Origin of the sequence: Candidatus Enterococcus murrayae, from assembly GCF_017315985.1 — a bacterium.
GTDB classification, from domain to species: Bacteria; Bacillota; Bacilli; order Lactobacillales; family Enterococcaceae; genus Enterococcus_A; species Enterococcus_A murrayae.
This window is the reverse complement of the sequence record NZ_JAFLVR010000028.1, coordinates 1-16489: the sequence shown is the minus strand read 5'-3', so window position 1 is coordinate 16489 and position 16489 is coordinate 1. Positions and strand designations below refer to the sequence as shown.

The following is a 16489-nucleotide window of genomic DNA, read 5'->3' as shown; positions in this document are numbered from 1 at the left end:
AAGTTATAATTAAAGGAAACAACAAGCAGAGGGGGAGAAAGATGTTAAGTGCGATTGAAGATCGGCAGCAGCAAATAGTTAATTATTTAAAGGTGAATCAGTTTGCGACTGTCGCAGATTTGATTGATTTGGTCAATTATAGCGAGGCTACTGTGAAAAGAGATTTAGTCCTGCTGGAAGAAAGCGGGCTGATCAGACGGACCCGCGGCGGAGCGATGATTATTGATAATAAGAAGATCGATGTTCCTTATTTAATGAAAGTAACTCGGTTAAATGAAGAGGACAATAAACAATATATCGCGGATGTGGCAGAGACGTTAGTGAAGGATGATATGGTCATTTTTATGGATTCCAGCACGACTAGTTTGCATTTGATCAAAAATTTAAGCAAGTTTGACGGCTTGCAGGTCATAACGAACGGCGTTCTTACAGCGGCGATGCTGAGTGAATTTACCACTGCACATGTGTCCGTATTGGGCGGCTCAATTGTCCCTAAGCGAGCAACGATCAACGGGTCAAAGGCCTACAATGACATATTGACCTATAATGCCGATATTGCCTTCATCGGTTGTCGTGGATTAGACGTTGATCATGGAGTGACGGAAACCCACGAAGGAGAAGCACTCATCAAAAAGGCTTTTCGCAGACAGGCAAATGATGTAGTCGTATTAGCTACAGAAGATAAATTGGATCATAAGTACATGTATCAGGCGATTGCTTGTCATGAAATCGACTACCTGATTACTGAAAAACCATTGTCAGCAGAGAAAATGGACAAATTAAATCACCATCATATCAAATGTTTATACTAATCAATTGGCAAAACTGCTGGAGGAAATTTTTCTTTCAGCTTTTTTTGCAGGGCTGAGTAAGCTCATTTGTTTCAAAAAAGAACTTTTATAAAGTTCCTTATTATTGATACACTGGAAGCAACAGCTTGTAGCAAAAAATGAGGAGGTAAAAGCATGGAATTAGCAGGTCAATGTCTTTGCGGAAAGGTGAGCATCACGATTCCTAAAATTTCAGAAGAAATCACTGTCTGTCACTGCCATATGTGTCAGAAATTTTTCGGCGGCCCTTTTATGGCACTGGAAGGCGTTCTGCCGGAGAATTTTACTTTAAACGGAGAAGAACAGATTCAGCGCTTTATGTCTTCGGAATGGGCGGAGAGAGGATCGTGCAAGGCTTGCGGCAGCAGTTTATTTTATCATGGTTTAGCTGATAATGAGTATTATTTTCCCGTGGGATTATTTGCTGAGATCGATCATGCTAAACTGACGGAGGAGATATTTTATGATCAGAAGCCGGCTTTCTTCCATTATAAAGAGCCAACTGAAAAATTAACGGAGGCGGCTTTTTTACAGAAGCTTTTCGCGGATTCAGAATAACTGGGGTTACAGAGGATGAATTTATAATTATTCTAAATAAAGTGCTGTTTTTTATAAGAAAATTGGTGAATCAGTTTGTATTCCATTCTCATTTAGTCTAAAATATGTGAGAACGAGAAAAAAATTTTGGAGGTACTTTCATGTCAGTTTTAGAAATCAAAGACTTGCACGTTGCCATCGACGATAAAGAAATTTTAAAGGGTGTAGACCTTGTGATGAAGACGGGTGAGATCCATGCCATCATGGGGCCCAATGGAACTGGTAAATCTACTTTATCAGCAGCAATCATGGGGAACCCAAACTATGAAGTGACAAAAGGCGAGATTCTTTTCGATGGAAAAAATATTTTAGATTTAGAAGTTGATGAACGCGCACGTTTAGGTCTGTTCCTAGCGATGCAATATCCAAGTGAGATTCCAGGGATCAGCAATGCAGAGTTCATGCGCGCAGCGATCAACGCTCGTCGTGAAGAAGAAGATAAAATCTCTGTGATGCAATTCTTAAAAAAATTAGATAAGAAAATGGACTTGCTGAATATGCCGGAAGAAATGGCGGAACGCTATTTAAATGAAGGCTTCTCTGGTGGAGAAAAGAAACGAAATGAGATTCTTCAATTATTAATGATCGAACCAACTTTTGCGATCCTGGATGAAATCGACTCAGGACTAGACATTGATGCGTTGAAGGTCGTTGCTAAAGGAATCAATGAAATGCGCGGCGAAGATTTCGGAGCGTTGATCATCACTCATTATCAACGTCTACTGAATTACATCGTTCCTGATGTGGTGCATATCATGATGGATGGTCGAGTAGTCTTGACTGGCGATGCAGAATTAGCGAAACGTTTGGAAGCTGAAGGCTACGCAGGCATCTCTGCTGAATTAGGTATCGATTACAAAGAAGAAGTTTAGGAGGGACAAGATAGATGAAAAAATGGACAGAATATCTTGAGGCCGTCAAAGCTTTCTCTGCAGAATGGGCCGAACCTCAATGGATGACCGATTTGCGCGTCAACGCGTTGAACAAAATTGATGAGCTGCCTTTACCTGTGATTGAAAAAGTAAAGTTCGCTCGTTGGAATCTGTATAATGTAAAACCTGAGCATCAAGAAGCAGCGGGAACGATTCCCAGCTTCGATCAAATGAAGGACAATCCGATTATCGTGCAATCAGGTGAAACGACTGTTTTCGAGCAGCTTTCATCGAAGCTTGCTGATCAAGGAGTAATCTTCACTGATTTGGTGACAGCGGTACAGGAGCATCCTGAACTCGTTAAAGAATATTACATGACTAAAGCAGTTCCTGTTGAAGAAAATTCAATGACTGCTTTACACGCGGCCTTTATGAATAACGGTGTTTTCCTATATGTTCCGAAAAACGTGGTGATTGAAGAACCGATTGAAAGTTTATTTTTGCATAATGGTGATGACGATGCCCATTTCTTTAAACATGTGCTGATCGTAGCAGAAGACAACAGCGAATTTTCTTACTTGGAACGGTTTGAATCACAAGGAGATACTGCGAAGAAATTATCAGGAAACGTTGTAGTTGAGGTAATTACAAAACCTGGTGCACGAGTGAAATTCTCCGCCGTTGATTCATTAGGCGGAAACATTGCTACCTACATGAACCGTCGCGGTTATCTAATGCGAGACTCAATGATCGACTGGGCGATCGGGATTATGAACGATGGAAATGTCATCGCAGATTTTGATTCTGACTTAGTCGGTGAAGGCTCTCATTCAGAAGTGAAGATTGTCGCAATTAGTGATGGCAAACAAATCCAAGGAATTGACACTCGAGTAACAAATAAAGCCCCTCATACGATTGGCCATATTTTACAGCATGGGGTCATTTTAGATAAATCGACCTTGACCTTTAACGGCATCGGGCATATCTTAAAAGGTGCTAAGGGAGCGGACGCGCAACAGGAAAGTCGTGTGCTGATGCTGTCTGAAAAATCTCGAGGCGATGCCAATCCGATCCTTTTAATCGATGAAAATGAAGTGACTGCTGGACACGCGGCCAGTGTTGGTCGGGTCGATCCTGACGAACTCTTCTACTTAATGAGTCGCGGGTTAGAAAAAGCAGCGGCTGAACGTTTGGTTATCCGTGGATTCTTAGGACCTGTCATTACTGCTATTCCAGTTAAAGCCACTCAAGAGCAATTGATCGCTACGATCGAAGGGAAGTTGAGTAAATAATGAGGGATTTTTCTACTATTAGAAAAGATTTTCCAATTCTTTTCCAAGAAGTAAATGATGAACCACTTGTTTATTTAGACAATGCGGCGACGACCCAAAAGCCGACGCAAGTCTTAGATGTGCTGCGCCATTACTATGAAAATGATAATGCCAATGTTCACCGTGGGGTACATACTTTAGCGGAACGGGCGACAGAAGATTATGAAAATAGTCGTGAAAAAGTCCGAGCATTTATTCATGCGAAGGAAACTGCTGAAGTCTTGTTCACTCGCGGAACCACTACTGGGTTGAACTGGCTGGCTCGCAGTTACGGCGATGCCTTTATTAAAGAGGGCGATGAAATCGTTATTTCTTACATGGAACATCACTCTAATATCATTCCGTGGCAGCAGCTAGTTGAACGTAAAGGTGCAAAACTACGCTATTTACCGTTGACAGATGAAGGCTTTATCGATATGGCTGCCGCGAAAGAAATCATCAATGAAAAAACAGCGATCGTCTCATTAGCCTATGTTTCCAACGTGCTTGGTGTTATTAATCCAATCAAAGAATTGGCTGAGATGGCCCATGCAAATGATGCGGTAATGATCGTGGACGGCGCGCAAGCAGCACCCCATATGACAGTTGATGTCCAAGAATTGGATGCAGACTTCTTTGCCTTTAGCGGACATAAGATGTGCGGACCAACCGGAATCGGTGTATTATATGGAAAACGTCAATGGCTGGAGCAAATGGAGCCTGTTGAATTTGGCGGCGAAATGATCGACTTTGTAAATCTTTATGATAGTACTTGGAAAGAATTACCATGGAAATTCGAAGCCGGCACACCGAACATTGCAGGTGCGATTGCTCTTGGAGCCGCGATTGATTATTTGAACGAAATTGGTATGGAGAATATCCATCACTACGAACAAGAATTAGTCGCTTATGTTTTACCGAAATTACGTGAAATTGGCGGAGTCACTATTTATGGCCCGCAAGATCCAGAGCAGCATACTGGTGTGATCGCCTTTAATCTAGAGAATATCCATCCTCATGATGTAGCGACCGCTTTAGATATGGAAGGTGTCGCTGTGCGAGCAGGACATCATTGTGCACAACCATTAATGAATTATTTGAATCTGCCAGCGACGGCGCGGGCCAGCTTCTACTTCTACAACACGAAAGAAGATGCGGACCGTTTGATCGAAGCAATTCAGGCGACGAAGGAGTTTTTCAAAGATGGCGCTATCTAAATTAGACAATTTATATCGGCAGGTGATCTTAGATCATTCCTCTCATCCCCATCATCGCGGAAAGCTGAACGAATCCACGCAGACGATCGAGATGAATAATCCGACCTGCGGCGATGTAATCGAGCTTGAGCTGATTGTAAAAGACGATGTCATTACCGATATCGCGTTTTCCGGCAGCGGCTGTTCGATTTCTACAGCGAGTGCATCCATGATGACGGATGCGGTGATCGGAAAACCTGTTTCAGAAGCAGAGCATTTAGCGGTAATTTTTGCCCAAATGGTGCAAGGCAATGAGATTCCTGAAGACGACGAGGAAGCATTGGGAGATGCGGCGATGCTTAGCGGTGTAGCGAAATTCCCAGCTCGTATCAAATGCTCAACACTAGCCTGGAAAGCATTAGGCAAAGCGTTGACCAGCGAACAAGGAAAAGCTCGTGAAGGACAATATCACAAAGAGTAGTAAGAACAGAAATACATTAAGATGAGGAGCGGGATTACATGAGTGTACCTGAAATGCAAGAGGAATATCAATTTGGCTTCCACGATGATATCGAACCTGTCTTTACGACTGGCGAAGGATTATCTGAAGAAGTCATTCGCGAAATCTCCCGCGCAAAAGGAGAACCAGAATGGATGTTGGATTTCCGTTTGAAATCTCTGCAAACATTCAGAAAATTAGATATGCCCGATTACGGACCAGATCTATCCGAATTGGATTACGATAAAATTAACTACTTCATTCGTTCCAGCGATAAACCAGCCCGCGATTGGGAAGATGTACCAGAAGAGATCAAAACGACTTTTGAACGTCTGGGAATTCCTGAAGCAGAGCGCGCTTACTTAGCCGGAGCTTCTGCCCAATACGAATCAGAAGTAGTGTATCACAACATGAAAGACGAGTTCACCAAACTAGGGATCGTCTTCACTGATACAGACTCAGCTTTGAAAGAATACCCCGAATTATTCAAAGAATACTTTGGAACCTTAGTCCCACCATCAGACAACAAATTAGCTGCCTTGAACTCAGCAGCCTGGTCTGGCGGAACCTTTATCTATGTACCAAAAGGTGTAAAAACGGATATTCCGATCCAGTCATACTTCCGGATCAATTCGGCAAATACCGGACAATTCGAACGTACGCTGATTATCGTAGACGAAGGTGCGAGTGTCAACTATGTGGAAGGCTGTACTGCACCAACCTATTCTTCAGATAGTTTGCATGCCGCAGTTGTGGAAGTTTTCGTTAAAAAAGATGGCTACTGCCGTTATACTACAATCCAAAACTGGTCAAACAACGTGTACAGTTTGGAAACCAAACGTGGACAAGCACAAGAAAACGCGACAATGGAATGGGTCGACGGCAACTTAGGCTCAAAAGTAACGATGAAATACCCAAGTGTCTACATGGAAGGCAAAGGCGCACGCGGCACCATGCTGTCAATCGCTGTAGCTGGCAAAAATATTGTACTAGATAACGGTGCCCGTATGATTCATAACGCACCAAACACATCTAGTACGATCGTTTCAAAATCTATTGCCAAAGATGGCGGCGCAGTAGATTACCGCGGAACTGTCCGTTTTGGACGGGACAGCGCTGGTTCATTCAGCCATATTGAGTGTGACACGATCATCATGGATGATCAATCAAGTTCGGATACGATCCCTTATAATCAAATTTTGAATGGGAATGTCTCTTTGGAGCATGAAGCGAAAGTTTCAAAAATTTCCGAAGAACAGCTTTATTATCTAATGAGTCGCGGTCTTTCTGAACAAGAAGCGACTGAAATGATCGTTATGGGATTTGTGGAACCATTTACGAAGGAATTACCAATGGAATACGCTGTGGAACTCAACCGTCTGATTCAGTATGAGATGGAAGGGTCTGTGGGGTAATACTTGTTTATTTGCTAGAAACCTTGATATGTGGGGTTTCTAGCTTTTTTTAATAGAATTCTTTTATGATGGAATAATACTCGGACACATAAAACAAGTCTCGTCATGAAATGCGGTGGCGAGGCTTGTTCAATATATTAGATAAAAACTAAATCAGGATTATCTATCGTTTTCATAATTAGCAACATCTATCCATCTACAACAATTGGTTGAACTACCACTTCCTCAATCCTACGATTCCTCATCTTCGAAATGGTCATTTTTAACCCATCTAACTGAATGGATTCACCCTCCATGGGGATTCGTTCGATTGACGCTAAAATATAGCCTGCGACTGAGATAGAGTTCGTGCTATTAGAAATATCGAACAGCTCCTCCAGACAATCGAAATCCGATCGTCCATTTACCAAGAAGCTACCATCTGCCAGTTTGTAATAATCTAGTTCCTTATTATCATATTCATCCCAGATCTCCCCAACCAATTCTTCAATGATATCTTCTAACGTAACGAGTCCCGCAGTCCCACCATATTCATCAATAATAATTGCTATATGGATTTGATCGGCTTGAAATTTCTTCATCAGCTCCGAAATCTTCATACTTTTTGGTATAAAGCTGATGGGTTTGACGATATCTTTTAAGCTTTTTCCCTCTTTTAGTACATGGTAGTAAAAATCTTTTTGATTCACCACGCCGGTCACATCATCTATGCTGTCCTGACAATAGGGTAGGCGAGATAAACCGGAGGATTCAAATATATCTGCTATTTCATCTATACTCTTTTTACTGTTAATAGAAATGATATCCGTACGGGGAACAAAAATCTTTTGGACTTCTAGATCGTTAAATGCGACTACACTTTTGATTAGAAGCTCATCATCCTCATCGATTGAACCCTCTTGAGCAGCTTCCTCCACAAGAATCAACAGTTCATCTTCGGTGATGGAAGGAGTCGCTTCTTTATTTGGCAACAGTTTCATCAGTCCGATTTTTAAGACAGCGAAAAAGAGTGTCAGTGGATAAAAAATGGTCACTAAAACTTTTAGTGGGCGGGCAACCGCAAGCGCAAAAGTCTCAGGAGATTCTTTTGCCAATGTTTTAGGAAATATCTCCCCAAAAGTTAACACTAGAATCGTCATCACAACCGTTGACAGCGTCACGCCGATGTTACCGAAATAGCGTACAAAAAGTACAGTTGCAATAGAAGAACTTGCGATATTAACAATGTTGTTTCCAATCAGGATCGCTGACAAGAGACGATCAAAATTATGAAACAATTCCAAAACGTTCCTTGCTTTATCATTTCCTTCCTCTGCCAATTTAGTAATTCTGATTCGATTCAGTGAAGAATAAGCTGTTTCACTTGAAGAAAAGAATGCTGATAAAGCCAGTAATATTGCCAATACCACAATCATGGTACTCAAATTATCCAAAAATTTTCCTCCTTATATTTTTCAACCAATGCAAAAAAGCACCCTGTATACAAACAGCGTACGTTGAAATCACCATCATAAAACACACGATTATCTTTTTCTATACACAACGAGTCCTCGTCGTCCAAAATATCATTTCTCCTATCATAGTTAAAAACTCTTTAATTAACCGTATCGTAGTCTAAATTGAATGTCAAGATAGGATTCAAACCCAAATTGATAAGTTAGAGACGATTGTTCATTTATTGAAAGGGTTGGTTAGTTGATGCAAAGGAAAGACTTCTTGAAATCATTTTCTAGTAAGACAAATCAAAAAAATAGGTAAGACTAGAAGTCTCGTTGAAAAGCAAATGGCGAGACTTCTCAATTAGTCATTTCATTAAAATCCCAGGTCTAACTCAAAATCTTCTTCATCCCAGTAATCCTCTGAAACGCGATAAGATTTGATCGCCTTCACTTCTTTAGGTAGATGCTCCCGAATCAATAGTTCCCAAAAATCAGGTAGATAGTTTTGATCTAAGAAATCATTTGTTTCACTTTCTATGGTGAATAATTGTTCTAATGCTAGAAGTAGAGGAAATGCATTCGCTGCCGGAAAGAACATTTGTGGAAAGGTATCAATAATTTTGATCGTAAACGCCTCGAATTGATCATAATGTTTAAAACGGATGATTTTTTCATCCTGTCTCAGTAACCTTCGAGCAAAATCTGTTGTTGATTCATTTCTCCTTCGTGCTAAGGAATAAAAACTTTGTTCGAGGAATTCATCATAATTTTCAGATATTTCTGGAGCGGTGCTAAAAAACCAGTCTATAAGGATTAGTTCACTTTCTTTTTTGCTATTGGTTGCGTTTAAAACGCTTTTTAAATCTTCGGTTGGTTGACAAGAAAGTGCCATGGTACTCAAATAATCGGTATCTGTCGGAACAATGAATGTTAAGAGTGGTGTATCATACTTCGCTATTTCACTAGGCATATTTGGATCGGTAAAGGAGATCGAGTAAATTTTTTTGTCTTTTATGTCTTGAAAGGTAACTGAATCTTTCTCAACAAAAGTTTTGAATACACTGAAAACCATTTTTTTAGGCCAACTGAGAATTACTTGTTTTTGAGCGGAGGTTAGGCTAGGTAGCCAGTTGACGATTTTTTGAAATTGTTGCGTATCTTCTGAGATTAAATAGTACATCGCTAACACTTGGAGATAAGAATCAAGTGCTTCAGATTCTTGGCTATCCAAAAGAAAGTCATCCAGGTCATAACGATTCCAAATCCGCTCCGCCAAGAATTTAGCGAAACCCTTGTTAGATTTTGTATTTAATGTGAATGTATAGCGCATGTTGAGACCTAATAAAGCAACTGTATAAGGATCGTTACTTACGGCCATTGCTTTTCTTAATACTTCTTTGATTTCTGTTAGAGATTGAGCTTTTTCAAAATGGGTCATTCATTTCACTCCTTTTTTAGTAATACTTTTTGAGGTGAAACTGTTTTAACAACTTAGTCTTCAGGATTGTAATAATCGTGTGGATTTCTTCTATTTCATAGTTATTCTAAGTTTAGCATAATGAGTCGGGCTTGGAAGCAAAACCTCTAAGTGATTATTTAAGGTTAATTTTGAAGGCGTTCTCCAATCGCGCTGATTAATGCTATCATTAAACTAGCAACGTAGATAATTTCCTCTTACCTATTCGAATCACCAAGACACCTGTCTGTAAGTAAAAATCCAAAAAACTGCAACTCAATTGAACAAATTCAACTGTCCTATTTTTGAAAATAATTTTAGGAGGTAGAACGATGTTCCAAGATTACAAAGTTGTTATCACTGGTGCAACCTCTGGTATTGGTCTGGCTACGGCTCGGCTGTTTATCAAGGAGGGAGCCACGGTCATTGGGATCGGAAGGAATTTTAGCAAAACGAAGGATTTAGGTGATCGGTTTATTCCTTGTGCGTGCGATGTGCGGGATGCCGATGAGATCGTGAAGACGTGTGAATTCATCCAAGAAACCTTTGACAATGAGTTAGATGTGTTTGTAAACAATGCGGGTTTTGGCGAGAATACTACGATTCGTGATGTGACGGTCGACCAATTTGATCGCTGCTTTAGTCTTTTGTTACGGGCGCCGATGCTTTTTGCCAAGGAATTGTATCCTCTTTTATTAAATGCTCCGCAAAATAATGCCAGTATCATCAACACTGCTTCTGCCGCCAGCCGGACTGTCAGCTCTGAAAACCCACTGTATAATTTAGCGAAAAACGCCGTGGTGCTGTACACCAAACAGCAAACTATGGGGTTTATTGGTGTGCGCTGCAATAGCGTGTCGCCAGGATTTATTCAGACCCCGATCTTCCAGCGTGAGGGTGTCAATATGGAAGAAAACGATGTCTTGGCGATGTACGATCAGATGGCGAAGGTTACTTGCGGACGAACAGGTAAACCGGAGGAAGTAGCGGATTTGATTGGTTTCTTAGCCTCGACGGATGCACAGTACATTAATGGCGCTGATGTGTTGATTGATGGCGGCTTAATGACGGTCAGTAATTGATGCCAGTTCCACTTTTCGCAGTTTCTTTAAATTGAGGTAGAAGGAGGATTCAACATGTTAAAAGAGTATATCGTATTGATTACTGGCGCGACCTCTGGCATTGGTCTAGCGACGACGAAGGAGTTCTTGGATCAAGGAGCGACAGTGATCGGGATTGGTCGGAATTTTAGTCGGACGAAGGATTTAGGAGAGAAGTTTCTACCCTTTAAATGTGATGTGACAGATGAGGAGCAGATCAAAGCGGCGGCGGCTTTTGTGAAGGAAAAATTTGGTAGATTGGATAGTTTGATTTGTAATGCGGGTTCGGCAATTGTAGGAACGGTGGAGGATGTTGATTCTGGTGAATTTGAACGGGCGTTTCAGCTTTATGTGTTGCATGCGGCGATGTTTACGAAGCATTGTGTACCTCTTTTGCGCAAGTCAGAGAATCCAAGTATCACTCATACGGCGTCAGTTGCATCATTCATGATCGGGGATTCGGTTCCCTATAATGTTTTGAAAGCTGCCTTGCTGAATTATACAAGACAAAGTGCAGCGGCACTGTTAAATAATAATCCAGCTGATATGTTTGGCCGACCAAAAGCGGTGACGGAGATCGATGAAGGCGACAATACCTTTATCCGTGTGAACGCTGTTTGTCCGGGATTGATTCGTACGAACTTGATGCCGGATCAGGCATGGGAAATGCTTGGGACGGAAGCGGCTTTGAAGGCGATCCCTAGTCGGCGAATTGGGGAGGACTGGGAGCCAGCGAAATTATTTGCGTTTCTAGCTTCTGCAAAAGCCAGCTTCATTACTGGTGCGACAATTACAATCGATGGCGGCTGGTACTGTACACACGCGAGAGTATAGCAGAAAGAGGAGGAATCGAAATGAAGGAAAAATATGCAGCATTATTTGAAGCAATCGAATTGAAGCACGGCGGCCAGTTGAAGAATCGTTTCGCGATGTGTCCAATGGTGGTTTTTGCGGCTGATCCAGCGACGGGTCGCCCAACAGAAGAAGATATCAAGTATTTTGAACGGCGCAGCAAGTTTGCGGATTTGCTTTTGACTGGTGCGATCACGATTCAGGAAAATATCCAAGGGCATCCGAAACAATTAGCTTTATATACTGATGATGCGATCGAAGTCTATAGTAAATTGGCAGAAGCAATGAAGAGTAATGGCAGCAAAGCCATCGGACAAATCCAGCATCCAGGACGTGAAGGAGCCTATGGCTGCTATGTGACTGGTAAAGCTTATGCACCAAGTGCAATTGCCTTTCCGTTCTTACAATATAAAGTGACTGAGCTGACGGAGGATGAGGTTTGGCAAGTCGTGAAGGATTTCGGGTTGGCAGCAAGACGTTTGTTGAAGGCAGGCTTTGATGGCGTGGAGATTCATGGCGCCAATCATTATTTGATCCAGCAGTTTTTCTCCAGCTATTCTAATCAGCGGGAGGATTATTGGGGCGGCAGCTTTGAAAAGCGGATGAATTTTGCGATCGAAGTGACGAAGGAAGTGTTGAAGGTCGCACGAGCAGAAAATCCAGATGCGATTGTCGGCTACCGTATCTCGCCAGAGGAAATTCACGGGGAAATGGTCGGCTATACGTTAGATGATTCGTTGAAACTAATTGATAAACTATTGGAGCAAGATCTTGATTTTCTTGATCTGTCTTCAGCAGCCGGTGGCAATTTTGGCAAGGATGCCTATACCTATAAAGCAATGCCGCAAAAGGGTGACCATACAGAACCTGTCAGCTTAGTCATCAAGAATTTCGTTGGCGGCAGGGTTCCTGTAGTTATCTCAGGAACAATTCGTTCTGCTGCTGATGCACTGGATGCACTAAACTATGGTGATGTGGCTTCGATGGGGGTAGCGGCATTATCTGATCCAGACTTCAAAGAAAAGATTTTGGCGGACAAGGAAGAGACAATCCATATGAATGTCAAAGGACATACAGATGATCTGGAGTTGCCGGCTGGGTTGATCGAAGTTTATACTGCGGGCATCGGATTACCGCAGGTGGAAGGATTGATTGAGAAATAACGGTTATCATGTTGAAAGACTGATTAGACTATTATAGAAAAATAGACGAAATTGAAACACCATTACTTGCAAAGCGCAGCAATGGTGTTTTTGTTAAATAATTCATTTTGTACAAAAATTATAAATAAAAAAATTTATTCAAAATGTTTCGGAAGTCTTTATTATAGAATCAATAAATGATATAATAAAAAACGTTATTAAACGATAAAATATGTGTAAAGTTATAAATAATTCATTTTGTTAACTGAATATGTAGAAACTAATTTCTGAGGTATTTAGTACATAGAAGAAGGGGGCGTTTTGACTTATTTTTAGGGGTTTGGGAGAAAAAATATAAGGAGAAGCATTCAATTTGAATGTGTGGTGAAAAATGATTTCAGAAAAACAAAAACTAGCGATTGCTGCTTTAGCCGTATTATTGGTCGGTGAAGTCATTGCGGTGATTAGTATTGGTCTGATTTATTTCAATAAAGAATTTTTCGGAGAACACATCGATATTATTCAGACATTTGTCAATGCGTCAACGGCTTTCTTTGGCTGCTTCTTTTCATTTTTAGCCGCATTGCTGATGTTTCAATATTTGAAATATCGTGAAACACAAAAGGAGATCAAGAAGACAACTCGTTTATTTAAGAAGTTGAAAAAGGAGTATGAAACAAATTATTCGGTTCTGGTGGAGCTAGGCGGAGAGATTACGAATGGATCAGCGGATTTAGCGAAACTGCTGCGTGAAAATCAAAAAGTACGTGATTTATTCGTATTGTCGGTTTATCGGTTGGATTTTGTCATGTATGACACCTATTATCATGATACCGATTGGCAGATGATTCGCGACGTTGATCGTGCCAGTGAGAGCTATCTTGAATTATTCGAGAAAAGTCATCAGGTTGAGTACCTTTGTCAGGCTATCGTTGAGAATAAAGTCAATTCAGAAGAAAGTTTGAGGCAGCTTTTAGTGCTGATCACGCAAAAAATCGGCGTACTACAGCAGCGTCAGCAAGCACTCTACTTAAGGGAACGGCCAATGGAGACAGATAGTGACTGTGAATACGCCGTTGAACCTGCTGGTGTTGAAATGGTTCAGGAATAAAAATGGACAAGAAACCTTTTGTGAGGTTTCTTTTTTTTTTACCGGATCGGCCGCCTAGTTTACCGGAAGGGAAAATAGACTATTTTCTTTGTAACAGATATTTTATTATAAGGATACAAAGGAGGGGGGCACATGTTTAAAGGGGTGAGGATCCAAATGGAGATCGAGGAAAGATGGACAGAGCCAGAGGTTCGAATTCGGGCAGCAGAAGAAGCCATAGGCAATCAAATTGCCAGCCGATTAGAGGCTTATCAAGAGGAGCAGCTGGTAATCAAAGTAAAGGATGAATATATCCTATTGAATAAAGCGGAAATCATTTATCTGGAGGTGTTCAATAAGATCGTGACTTTATATACAGCGAATCAGGAGTATTCTTTTCGGAAGTCATTGACTGCATTAAAGGAAGAGCTGCCCAGTGAACTATTCCTGCAGATCTCAAAATCGGCTTTAGTCAATACGCGGGAAATCCAAAAGCTGGAGGTCGCTTTTTCTGGCAGTTTGTATGCTTATTTAAAGAATGGACAGAAAGTCACCATTTCTCGCCGTTTCGTCGACCGGTTGAAACGTCATCTAGGTGTTTAGAGGAGGAATCAAAATGAAAAAAATCGTTAAAATTTTAGCCCAATCAATTGGGATCGGCAGTGCCATCTGCATGCTGTTCGCATTTATTTTTGCCGATAGTGAGGTAAGAAAAATTGTTTTGAGCTTTGTCTTGTTATCAGTGGTGATCGGCTTGCTGAGCTTGATTTATAGTGTGAAAAAGCTGTCGATCTTGGCACAAACATTGCTCCATGTAGGAGGAAGCTTTGCTGCCTTTATGATTGCAGCACGGGTGAATGAGTGGTTCCCCTTTAACTGGCAGGTCATTCTATCGGCATCGCTGTCCTTTTTTGCTATTTTCTTTGCCATCTGGATTATTTACTATTTGAAATACAAGCGAGAAATCGAACGAATCAATCAGAAATTGCGATAGTTTGAACTGTTTAGATAACGGGGATCAGAGTCAGCACAAAACCCAACAATTTGGCAAATTATCAAAAATAAGAAACGTGAAATATTGAACAATCATCTATAATAAATATAAGGGGAGATTGGTTTATATATAGAATTGTAGCTGTCACTAAGACCATTTTCTTGCAGTCACGCTGGACACTTGCTGGATTTTGAAGGTTCAACTGAGGGAAAAATTGACAAGAATTCTACTAGAAGCAACATAGCCAACTACTGCAGGCAGTCGTCTGTTATTCAACACTGTTTAGTGTGTTCTTTCTAGCGAGCCTCCTCTGTATAATTTATTTGAAGCAATGTTTTTTATAGAAGCCCTTTAAGGAAAACTATAGTAGAGCAGCAGCTAGAATTCTTGATCGAAAGATTCTTTCTAGCTGCTTTTTTGAATTTTCGGTTTATTCACGATAATTATCATTTGAATTTAGATTTTGACGTGGTCGAATCAAATGTATATTATGATTGAAAGGGTGTTAATAAAAAGTGTAGATCTATGTGGGGACATAGGGAACGGGGGAAAGTGATGGAAACAAAGAAAAGGTCTAAGAAAGAAAAGAAGTACGAGGTATTCGATGCTCTTTGTCAGGAAATACAGGAAAAAAAGTATCATAAAAAGGATATCACCTTTTCAGCAAAGGAAGCGAGCACGCAGGGAATGTTGCTGCCGGTGCCATTTATCGTTTTAGTGGTAGTTGGTTATTTTTGGCGCTGGGGAGCAGATGCCACACCGCTTTGGGAAATCAATTTGTTCCTGTTTATTTCCCTATTTTTCTTATCTATTCCAATTCATGAATTGATCCATGGGCTGGCATGGTCGTATTATACGAAGAATAAGATGAAAAGCATTACCTTTGGCTTTAATGTCAAAGAACTGATGCCGTATTGTCACTGTAAAGAAGCATTAGAGGCAAAAGCCTATAAAATCGGTGTATTAGCGCCAGTTACTGTGTTGGGAGGCGGGTATTTTCTTCTATCCTTGTTGTATCCGAATACCGAGTTGATTTTACTTTCAGCTTTCAATATCTTCATGGCTGTTGGTGATTTTCTAATTTTTTGGGGTGCGCGTTCCATTCATGAGGGGCTAGTCATTGATCATCCAGAATTGCCGGGCTTTGTAGTATTTACCAAGGAAACGAACAAACAGGAGTCCTGAAATAGGAATCCTGTTTTTTTATCTTTTCAAATACATGCCTAGACTTTCTGGCGCGGTTTCGACAAAGCCAAACTGCTTATAAAGTGCATCTGCTGGGCAATCTGCAATTAAATTTACGTAAGCCTGCGGATCAATTTCATTGTCAATATGTGTCATCAGCAGCTGCATGATATTTTTTGCCAAACCTTTACCTTGTTCAGCAGGATGAACAGCGATATCAACAATTTGATACGCAGTACCACCATCACCAATCAATCTTCCCATTCCGACAAGTTCTTGATTAGTGCTTTTTCTAATGACCACAGAATAGATGCTGTTGCTTAACCCAATCTTGCTAGCTTCCTTTCCTCGCTCAGATAATCCGCAAATCTTGCGTAGTGCAAGGTATTCATCCACTTCAGGGATATCGATTCTGATGATATAATTTTCTGAATTTTCCATGCCAAGCCTCCTTGAATGACAGTATAGAGTTATTCTACGCTATTTTTAATAGCTTGAATTGTCAAATCAAG

The 16489-nt window shown here is 40.9% G+C and carries 17 protein-coding genes; 14 read left to right on the top strand and 3 right to left on the bottom strand.

Annotated elements, in window-relative coordinates:
* The first annotated feature begins 41 nt into the window (after positions 1-41).
* The 7 genes from JZO85_RS12385 (at position 42) to sufB (ending at position 6719) form a co-directional block, all read left to right on the top strand.
* On the top strand, positions 42-812 hold the full coding sequence (locus tag JZO85_RS12385) for a DeoR/GlpR family DNA-binding transcription regulator (RefSeq protein WP_207108849.1): 771 nt from the start codon (positions 42-44) through the stop codon (positions 810-812).
* A gap of 153 nt (positions 813-965) precedes the next feature.
* Complete coding sequence (locus JZO85_RS12380; protein WP_207108848.1) at positions 966-1388, top strand: GFA family protein; 423 nt, start codon at positions 966-968, stop codon at positions 1386-1388.
* 140 nt (positions 1389-1528) lie between these two features.
* Positions 1529-2299 carry a Fe-S cluster assembly ATPase SufC gene (gene sufC / locus JZO85_RS12375; protein WP_207108847.1) on the top strand — a complete coding sequence of 257 codons (771 nt, stop codon included), beginning with the start codon at positions 1529-1531 and terminating at the stop codon, positions 2297-2299.
* Between the two features lie 14 nt (positions 2300-2313).
* Positions 2314-3591, top strand: coding sequence for a Fe-S cluster assembly protein SufD (sufD, locus tag JZO85_RS12370; RefSeq protein ID WP_207108846.1), 1278 nt, complete (start codon positions 2314-2316; stop codon positions 3589-3591).
* Entirely contained in the window at positions 3591-4826 is a 1236-nt protein-coding gene (locus JZO85_RS12365) for a cysteine desulfurase (RefSeq protein WP_207108845.1), read from the top strand. Before sufD ends, JZO85_RS12365 begins: the two co-directional genes overlap by 1 nt.
* Positions 4813-5286, top strand: coding sequence for a Fe-S cluster assembly sulfur transfer protein SufU (gene sufU, locus JZO85_RS12360; RefSeq protein WP_207108844.1), 474 nt, complete (start codon positions 4813-4815; stop codon positions 5284-5286). Before JZO85_RS12365 ends, sufU begins: the two co-directional genes overlap by 14 nt.
* A gap of 38 nt (positions 5287-5324) precedes the next feature.
* On the top strand, positions 5325-6719 hold the full coding sequence (gene sufB / locus JZO85_RS12355) for a Fe-S cluster assembly protein SufB (RefSeq protein WP_207108843.1): 1395 nt from the start codon (positions 5325-5327) through the stop codon (positions 6717-6719).
* A 188-nt stretch (positions 6720-6907) separates the two neighbouring features.
* On the opposite strand, the gene JZO85_RS12350 is transcribed toward sufB, so the two are convergent.
* A complete protein-coding gene (locus JZO85_RS12350) occupies positions 6908-8152 on the bottom strand; it encodes an HlyC/CorC family transporter (RefSeq protein ID WP_207108842.1) in 1245 nt (414 codons plus the stop codon).
* A gap of 379 nt (positions 8153-8531) precedes the next feature.
* Positions 8532-9596: a hypothetical protein gene (locus JZO85_RS12345; protein ID WP_207108841.1), complete on the bottom strand. Its 1065-nt coding sequence runs from the start codon at positions 9594-9596 to the stop codon at positions 8532-8534.
* A 350-nt stretch (positions 9597-9946) separates the two neighbouring features.
* Between JZO85_RS12345 and JZO85_RS12340 the strand changes: the two genes are divergently transcribed.
* The 7 genes from JZO85_RS12340 (at position 9947) to JZO85_RS12310 (ending at position 15977) form a co-directional block, all read left to right on the top strand.
* Positions 9947-10696, top strand: coding sequence for an SDR family NAD(P)-dependent oxidoreductase (locus JZO85_RS12340; protein ID WP_207108840.1), 750 nt, complete (start codon positions 9947-9949; stop codon positions 10694-10696).
* A 54-nt stretch (positions 10697-10750) separates the two neighbouring features.
* The gene (locus JZO85_RS12335; protein ID WP_207108839.1) at positions 10751-11548 is read left to right on the top strand and encodes an SDR family NAD(P)-dependent oxidoreductase; all 798 of its coding nucleotides are present in this window, start codon (positions 10751-10753) and stop codon (positions 11546-11548) included.
* A 20-nt stretch (positions 11549-11568) separates the two neighbouring features.
* Positions 11569-12729, top strand: coding sequence for an oxidoreductase (locus JZO85_RS12330; protein ID WP_207108838.1), 1161 nt, complete (start codon positions 11569-11571; stop codon positions 12727-12729).
* Positions 12730-13099: 370 nt separating this feature from the next.
* On the top strand, positions 13100-13819 hold the full coding sequence (locus JZO85_RS12325; RefSeq protein ID WP_207108837.1) for a hypothetical protein: 720 nt from the start codon (positions 13100-13102) through the stop codon (positions 13817-13819).
* A 132-nt stretch (positions 13820-13951) separates the two neighbouring features.
* Complete coding sequence (locus JZO85_RS12320; RefSeq protein ID WP_207108836.1) at positions 13952-14401, top strand: LytTR family DNA-binding domain-containing protein; 450 nt, start codon at positions 13952-13954, stop codon at positions 14399-14401.
* 13 nt (positions 14402-14414) lie between these two features.
* Positions 14415-14792, top strand: coding sequence for a DUF3021 domain-containing protein (locus tag JZO85_RS12315; RefSeq protein ID WP_207108835.1), 378 nt, complete (start codon positions 14415-14417; stop codon positions 14790-14792).
* A 555-nt stretch (positions 14793-15347) separates the two neighbouring features.
* Positions 15348-15977, top strand: coding sequence for a DUF3267 domain-containing protein (locus tag JZO85_RS12310; protein WP_207108834.1), 630 nt, complete (start codon positions 15348-15350; stop codon positions 15975-15977).
* A gap of 18 nt (positions 15978-15995) precedes the next feature.
* On the opposite strand, the gene JZO85_RS12305 is transcribed toward JZO85_RS12310, so the two are convergent.
* Entirely contained in the window at positions 15996-16418 is a 423-nt protein-coding gene (locus JZO85_RS12305; RefSeq protein ID WP_207108833.1) for a GNAT family N-acetyltransferase, read from the bottom strand.
* Positions 16419-16489 lie beyond the last annotated feature (71 nt).

Bases quoted from the DNA above. Each gene is read 5' to 3' on its own strand.
- sufU (WP_207108844.1), top strand. From the start codon at position 4,813: ATGGCGCTATCTAAATTAGACAATTTATATCGGCAGGTGATCTTAGAT.
- JZO85_RS12340 (WP_207108840.1), top strand. From the start codon at position 9,947: ATGTTCCAAGATTACAAAGTTGTTATCACTGGTGCAACCTCTGGTATT.
- JZO85_RS12385 (WP_207108849.1), top strand. From the start codon at position 42: ATGTTAAGTGCGATTGAAGATCGGCAGCAGCAAATAGTTAATTATTTA.
- sufD (WP_207108846.1), top strand. From the start codon at position 2,314: ATGAAAAAATGGACAGAATATCTTGAGGCCGTCAAAGCTTTCTCTGCA.
- JZO85_RS12335 (WP_207108839.1), top strand. From the start codon at position 10,751: ATGTTAAAAGAGTATATCGTATTGATTACTGGCGCGACCTCTGGCATT.
- JZO85_RS12325 (WP_207108837.1), top strand. From the start codon at position 13,100: ATGATTTCAGAAAAACAAAAACTAGCGATTGCTGCTTTAGCCGTATTA.
- JZO85_RS12305 (WP_207108833.1), bottom strand. From the start codon at position 16,418: ATGGAAAATTCAGAAAATTATATCATCAGAATCGATATCCCTGAAGTG.
- JZO85_RS12310 (WP_207108834.1), top strand. From the start codon at position 15,348: ATGGAAACAAAGAAAAGGTCTAAGAAAGAAAAGAAGTACGAGGTATTC.
- JZO85_RS12315 (WP_207108835.1), top strand. From the start codon at position 14,415: ATGAAAAAAATCGTTAAAATTTTAGCCCAATCAATTGGGATCGGCAGT.
- JZO85_RS12365 (WP_207108845.1), top strand. From the start codon at position 3,591: ATGAGGGATTTTTCTACTATTAGAAAAGATTTTCCAATTCTTTTCCAA.
- JZO85_RS12380 (WP_207108848.1), top strand. From the start codon at position 966: ATGGAATTAGCAGGTCAATGTCTTTGCGGAAAGGTGAGCATCACGATT.
- sufB (WP_207108843.1), top strand. From the start codon at position 5,325: ATGAGTGTACCTGAAATGCAAGAGGAATATCAATTTGGCTTCCACGAT.
- JZO85_RS12345 (WP_207108841.1), bottom strand. From the start codon at position 9,596: ATGACCCATTTTGAAAAAGCTCAATCTCTAACAGAAATCAAAGAAGTA.
- JZO85_RS12320 (WP_207108836.1), top strand. From the start codon at position 13,952: ATGTTTAAAGGGGTGAGGATCCAAATGGAGATCGAGGAAAGATGGACA.
- sufC (WP_207108847.1), top strand. From the start codon at position 1,529: ATGTCAGTTTTAGAAATCAAAGACTTGCACGTTGCCATCGACGATAAA.
- JZO85_RS12330 (WP_207108838.1), top strand. From the start codon at position 11,569: ATGAAGGAAAAATATGCAGCATTATTTGAAGCAATCGAATTGAAGCAC.